This is a genomic window from Candidatus Symbiopectobacterium sp., assembly GCF_020054415.1.
GTDB lineage: Bacteria > Pseudomonadota > Gammaproteobacteria > Enterobacterales > Enterobacteriaceae > Symbiopectobacterium.
In genome coordinates this window covers 1-3551 of record NZ_JAHWCO010000086.1, presented here as the reverse complement: position 1 = coordinate 3551, position 3551 = coordinate 1, and the positions used below count along the sequence as shown (strand labels likewise).

The 3551-nt window shown below is 49.5% G+C and carries 4 protein-coding genes, 2 pseudogenes and 1 riboswitch; of the genes and pseudogenes, 2 read left to right on the top strand and 4 right to left on the bottom strand.

Features of this window, described 5'->3' with window-relative positions:
* Positions 1–142: 142 nt before the first annotated feature.
* Positions 143–832 (bottom strand): annotated as a pseudogene (locus QZ506_RS02725) (aspartate/glutamate racemase family protein).
* A 229-nt stretch (positions 833–1061) separates the two neighbouring features.
* On the opposite strand from QZ506_RS02725, the gene cspE reads away from it, so the two are divergent.
* Positions 1062–1271 (top strand): transcription antiterminator/RNA stability regulator CspE, encoded by a 210-nt coding sequence (cspE, locus tag QZ506_RS02720; protein ID WP_291968896.1) that lies wholly within the window; start codon positions 1062–1064, stop codon positions 1269–1271.
* Between the two features lie 54 nt (positions 1272–1325).
* Here cspE and crcB read toward each other — a convergent pair whose 3' ends face one another.
* Positions 1326–1709 carry a fluoride efflux transporter CrcB gene (gene crcB / locus QZ506_RS02715; RefSeq protein ID WP_291968894.1) on the bottom strand — a complete coding sequence of 128 codons (384 nt, stop codon included), beginning with the start codon at positions 1707–1709 and terminating at the stop codon, positions 1326–1328.
* A gap of 75 nt (positions 1710–1784) precedes the next feature.
* Positions 1785–1846: riboswitch (Fluoride riboswitch) on the bottom strand.
* A 168-nt stretch (positions 1847–2014) separates the two neighbouring features.
* Between crcB and tatE the strand changes: the two genes are divergently transcribed.
* Positions 2015–2227: a twin-arginine translocase subunit TatE gene (gene tatE / locus QZ506_RS02710; protein WP_291968892.1), complete on the top strand. Its 213-nt coding sequence runs from the start codon at positions 2015–2017 to the stop codon at positions 2225–2227.
* A 100-nt stretch (positions 2228–2327) separates the two neighbouring features.
* Here the strand turns inward: tatE and lipA are convergent, their stop codons facing one another.
* Both lipA and QZ506_RS02700 read right to left on the bottom strand, forming a co-directional pair.
* Positions 2328–3293, bottom strand: coding sequence for a lipoyl synthase (gene lipA, locus QZ506_RS02705; RefSeq protein WP_291968891.1), 966 nt, complete (start codon positions 3291–3293; stop codon positions 2328–2330).
* A 172-nt stretch (positions 3294–3465) separates the two neighbouring features.
* A pseudogene (locus QZ506_RS02700) lies at positions 3466–3551 on the bottom strand (lipoprotein); the annotation flags it as partial.

The window sequence follows — 3551 nt, the reverse complement described above, 5'->3', positions numbered from 1 at the left end:
GAAAAACGTGCTGCGGGCGTACGCCGATGGCCACTTTACTCGATGGAAAACGGATCTGGGCAGAAAAGAATCTGAACCAGATGTAATCTGACAGACACCTGTATAAATAATCGGTAACTGTCAGATCAGGTCTGAGCTAGTACTATAATGCGTAATCTGCTGCAGCAATGGCGTGCAGATAGCTGGTATCAAAAAGAGGAATTTTTGTATCGGATTGATGGATTAAAAAGGGAATTTCGGTGCAGCCGAGAATCACGCTTTCAGCACCTTGCAAGGCAAGCCTATAGATAATGATGCTAAATGCTTCTCGCGAGCGGTCGAGCAATACGCCGCGGCATAGCTCGTTGTAAATGACACGATTGATCTCGTCTCACTGATCGGGTTGCGGAATGATGACATCAATGCTGTAGCGCTCTCGTAAGCGACCGCGGTGGAAATCCTGCTCCATGGTATAGCGAGTACGCAATAAGCCGACGCGCGTCATGCCAACCTGTTTCAGACTTTCGGCAGCGGCATCGGCGATATGCAATACCGGTAATTGACTGGCGCTTTCTACCTGGTCGGCCACCTTGTGCATGGTGTTGGTGCAGATGACGATCGCTTCTGCGCCTGCCTGACGTAGCCCGAGGGCGATTTCAGAAAGCCGCTGTGCCGCCTGCTCCCCTGCGCCTTGTGCCTAGAGTTGCTCGATATCATGAAAATCTACGCTGTACAGTATCAGTTTTGCTGAGTGCAAGCCTCCCAGACGCTGTTGAACGCGTTAGTTAATGAGGCGGTAGTAGGGAACGGTGGATTCCCAACTCATTCCACCGATCAATCCAAGGGTTTTCATTGTTCGTTTATCCTGTGGGTCATTTACGGTTGCCCGACACAGTGTGTAGGGAGAAAACGGTAACAAAGGTGTCTCATTTCAAACTATTGGTAAATCGGAGCACATATTTAGCGATTTTCATCACTTTTTATCCAAGTTCAACTGGACAAATGCGTTACTAATTGCTGTACTGTACCAGACACACATTTTGTGTCTTTCATTCATGTTAAAGGTAAGAAAGGTAGGTTTGATGTCTAAGATTAAAGGTAGCGTTAAGTGGTTCAATGAGTCCAAAGGTTTTGGTTTCATCACTCCGGAAGACGGCAGCAAAGATGTGTTCGTACACTTCTCTGCAATCATGAGCAATGGATTCAAAACGCTGGCTGAAGGTCAGCGTGTAGAGTTTGAAATCACTGACGGTGCTAAAGGCCCATCTGCGGCTAACGTTGTCGCTATTTAATAATACCGATTTCTTGAAAACCCGCTTTATGGCGGGTTTTTTTTTATCCTGTTGTCAGGATACCAGCCAGTTGACCAGTACGAATGCCAGCGCAGTCATGAGCAGTGAGCCTACCAGATTACACAGAATGTTGATGGCAGCCGCTGAGAGCTGGCCCTGATTGATAAACAGAAACGTCTCCGCCGAAAAGGTGGAAAATGTAGTTAATCCGCCACAAAGCCCGGTTGTTATCAGCAGTTTCCAATGCGGCGGTAACTCCGCATGACGGGCAAAATAGGCGAGGGCACCACCGATGACAAAAGCCCCGATCAGGTTTGCCATCAGCGTACCCACAGGCAGTACTGACACCGCTGTGGTGTTATAGCGCATTCCCAATGCCCACCGGGCAACGCTTCCCGCTCCGCCGCCGATAAACACGGCAAGAAACATCATCCACATAATGACCTCGTGTTGTGCATTATTTTACGTTGAAAGTGATTCAGAGCGGGCAGGTCCCTACGCGCCTGCTCTGAGGCGTACGTAGGCATCATCAGCCCAAAGGGCGCTTAGGGAGGAATGCCATCTCCATGTGACAAAAACAGTGTAGCGGTGATAGGTATCTGGATTCAAGCACTGGCAATAGGCATATCAGCAGTGTGGTCTAATTTTGTTACAAATGGATTTTGTGTTCGCGCTGTCGCAGGCATAAAAAGAAATATGGTTTTTATTCGCTGGTATTCCAGTATTCGTAATCAGGTAGGTGTATGACGGAAGGTATTAGCATTGCCAAACTGTTGGTGATTGCCGCGCTGATCGTATTGCTGTTCGGCACCAATAAACTGCGCTCGCTGGGCGGCGATTTAGGGGCTGCAATCAAAGGGTTCAAGAAAGCTATGAATGACGATCAGTCAGTGAAACAGACCAGCACAGGGGATGATGCAGCGCCTGCCGGTGAAATTCGTCATAACAAGGACTAATTGTCTTAATGAAAAAGGGCGGCCTGTTGGCCTCCCTTTTGCGATAAGTACGTCAGCAACAGAGTCAATGTGTAACTAAATATTGTTACACCCGACGTGCTTACTTAACCTCAATGCCTTTCGCTTGCAGATCGGCGTGATACGACGAACGCACGAACGGGCCGCAGGCTGCGTGGGTAAAGCCCATCGCCATCGCCTCGGCTTTCATTTCATTGAACTCTTCCGGACTCACATAGCGTTTCACTGGCAGGTGATGACGGCTGGGCTGTAAGTATTGCCCTAACGTCAACATGGTGACACCGTGGCGGCGCAGGTCACGCATTACTTCAACGATCTCCGCATTGGTTTCCCCCAGCCCAACCATCAGGCCGGATTTAGTCGGAATTTCAGGGTGAGAGGCTTTAAAATTCTCAAGCAGCTTCAATGACCACTCGTAGTTGGCACCAGGGCGTACCTGACGGTAGAGGCGCGGTACGTTTTCCAGATTGTGGTTGAACACATCCGGCGGCGTCACTTTCAGGATATCCAGCGCCTTATCCATACGGCCGCGGAAATCGGGCACCAGCGTCTCGATGCGAATGTGCGGGTTTTTACGGTGGATAGCGGCGATGCAGTCTGCGAAGTGCTGTGCGCCGCCGTCACGCAGGTCATCCCGGTCTACGGAGGTGATCACCACGTAGCGCAACCCCATGTCATGGATGGTCTGTGCCAGTTTCTCTGGTTCATTGGCATCGGGCGCTACCGGGCGGCCGTGTGCCACGTCGCAGAACGGGCAGCGGCGGGTACAAATGGCTCCAAGAATCATGAAGGTGGCTGTACCGTGGTTGAAACATTCTGCCAGATTCGGGCAGGAAGCTTCTTCACATACAGAATGCAGGCCGTTTTTGCGCATGGTCGCCTTGATGCCCTGAATACGGCTGGAATCGGCAGGTAACTTGATTTTCATCCATTCAGGTTTACGCAGTAGCTCCTGCCGCTCAGTGACGACGGTGCGTACCGGGATGAGTGCCATTTTGTCTGCATCGCGGTATTTAACGCCGCGTTCCATCTGAATCGGTTTACTCATGATAGCCAGGTTCCAGTTCTGAATCACAGGTTGAATCATGATTTAAGTTCTATGATTCAATGGATTATGTTTATAATTAAACTTTTTTAAAAACTATAAAAAATTATATCATCTTTGGGCTTTGTTGAATAAATCAGAACTTGTAACGACTGCGCCCCATACGGGTCGATTGTTACGTGATGCGAATACTGTTCGGCATTCCTAATAGCGTGATCCGGTTAAGCGCTTTGACCATGGCCATTGCTTCACCCACCTGAG